General features: G+C 45.6%; 1 protein-coding gene and 2 pseudogenes. All 3 read right to left on the bottom strand.

Annotated elements, in window-relative coordinates; translation table 11 throughout:
- Positions 1-120, bottom strand: a pseudogene (locus tag SPADD19_RS11655) (twin-arginine translocase subunit TatC); the annotation flags it as partial.
- Positions 107-1,792: an FTR1 family iron permease gene (locus tag SPADD19_RS06425; protein ID WP_061455554.1), complete on the bottom strand. Its 1,686-nt coding sequence runs from the start codon at positions 1,790-1,792 to the stop codon at positions 107-109. The gene SPADD19_RS06425 and the pseudogene SPADD19_RS11655, both read right to left, overlap by 14 nt.
- Positions 1,770-2,099 (bottom strand): annotated as a pseudogene (locus SPADD19_RS11650) (Dyp-type peroxidase domain-containing protein); the annotation flags it as partial. The pseudogene SPADD19_RS11650 and the gene SPADD19_RS06425, both read right to left, overlap by 23 nt.

Below are 2,099 nucleotides of genomic sequence, written 5' to 3'. Positions count from 1 at the left end.
CCCAAATACAAAGGCTACGATGAAGACGATAATATAACACAAGACCACAGCGATCAATCGTTTTCGAAATTCGACCAAGTGCTCGACAATGGTCATTTTATCTGCTCTACTCTTTGCCATGTTGTCTCACCGTGATAAGGGCGATCAGGGCCACAAAGAGTAGTTGAGGAAGAAGAACTTCCCAGCTTGGATAGATCCCCGCCCAATCGATGGTTGGAAGTCCATTGACCAAATGACTCGGTAGGATATTGGTCAACTGAAGGGCGTGGATGCTGACACCGAGCATCTTGAAGGCCAAGGCGTAAATCAACCACGTCAGAATGAAAAAGATCCGATGAGGTTGGATAGCTTGACTGGCCTTGGTCATCGCCACTGCAATGATAATGAGAACGGCTACGGCAAGCCCGATTCCTAGTATGAAATGAGCGGTTGTAATCCGTGGAATGATCCCAACGTAGAAGAGAATGGTCTCAGCCCCTTCACGAAAGACTGCTAAGAAACTGAGGGCAAACATAGAAACAAAACTTCCTGTAGCCGTTACCGTCTTCATCTGACGGTCCATAAAGGCATTCCACTGTTTGACAGAGGACTTGCTGTGTAGCCAAATTCCAATGAGGATCATCATGACCACAGCGAAAATCCCAACGCCCCCTTCAATGATTTCCCGGTTAGACCCCGAAATAACAGCAGGAAAAGCTACTTGCAAAACAAGAGCGATCGCTGCGCTGGCAAGAACCCCCGCAGCAGCTCCACCGTAGACCCATTTGAGGCCTTTCCTCATCTTAGCAGCCTTAAGGGTCGTTACAAGCGCCATGACGATCAGAAGGGCTTCTACTCCTTCACGCAGAAGAATCAACATGGCATCAAAAGCGTTGTAAGAAGCTGTCGTATCGATCGCAGACAGGTCCCTGATCAAGGCTTGTAATTTCTCTTGATAGGTCTTTTCTTTCCCCTTAACCATAATGACCGGGGATTCACTCTCTACGCGCGTGTAGAGGCTCGGATTGGTCGTGCTGACATCCCCCTCAATGGTTGGCCAGATGGTGATGAACTGCTTCATAGTTGCTGCAGCAGATTTATCGTCGCCGGATTGGAATTGGCTTTGCGCCTTCTCCAAAAGCTTGATCCCATCTTTCAGTGTCAAATCCGTACTAGCACTGCTAATCGCTTCTCCTTTTACAAAGGCATCAATCCCATTTTTGAGGTCATCATAGGAGGACTGGATGCTGGTGAAGTCAGTAGGCTCTGTTTCAATGCTACTACGTAAGAGCGAAATGGCCGTCTCGATTTTGCCATAGTAAGCTGTGCTGTGATCTCTTACCACCGCTTCGTTTCGCGTCCAGGTATTATTAAGATCTGCATAGGTTTGACGGGTTTTATCCAGATCCTTAGCTGTAATGGCATCTTGTAGGTTCTTAAAATAAGGAGCGAGGCGACTCACGAGTTTGTCTTTTTCCGCCTCTAAATCGACTGGATTTTGCTCTTTTTCAAAAGCTAGCAAGGCTGATGAGATCTTGGTGATATCCTCTTTGGTTATCTCCCCTTTTATAGCTAAAGCTTGGCTAACTTTTTTTCCTGCCTTGGAATCATGGTGGTCCTTGGATTTAAAATCAGCCTGAATCTCAGCGATCAATTCCTTGGCCTTATCCTGGTTCTTATTTTCTACAGCGGTTGTTGCATCTGTGATCTTGATAAAGAGATCGCTATAAGATTCCGCAGCTACTGGATAAGTCCAGAACAAGGCAAGAATGCCTAACAAGATCAAGAGTTTATTCAAAGAGTGCTTGACCAAGGTAGCCTCCTTTCTCTACGCCTGCAAAGCAAGCAAAGAGTCCACTTCCAATATGGGTGATGTACTCGTTCATTTTATCCACTGCACCTAGATTGGTTTGGATTTTAACAAAACTGTTTGGATCTTTTTGAAAGGCGATAAAAATCAAACCAGCATCAAATTGCCCAGTCTGTTCATTGATGCCATCCGAATAGGAATAGGACCGCCGTAAAATCGGACGATCCACTTCTTTGGCCAAACGGACATGTGAATCTACTGGTAGTTTAGATAAATCTACTTCATCAAATTCGTTGGTTTTCCCAAATGG

Origin of the sequence: Streptococcus parasanguinis, assembly GCF_001578955.1 — a bacterium.
GTDB classification, from domain to species: Bacteria; Bacillota; Bacilli; order Lactobacillales; family Streptococcaceae; genus Streptococcus; species Streptococcus parasanguinis_U.
Note: the sequence above shows the minus strand (reverse complement) of the source record. Positions and strands in the feature narration are given on the sequence as shown.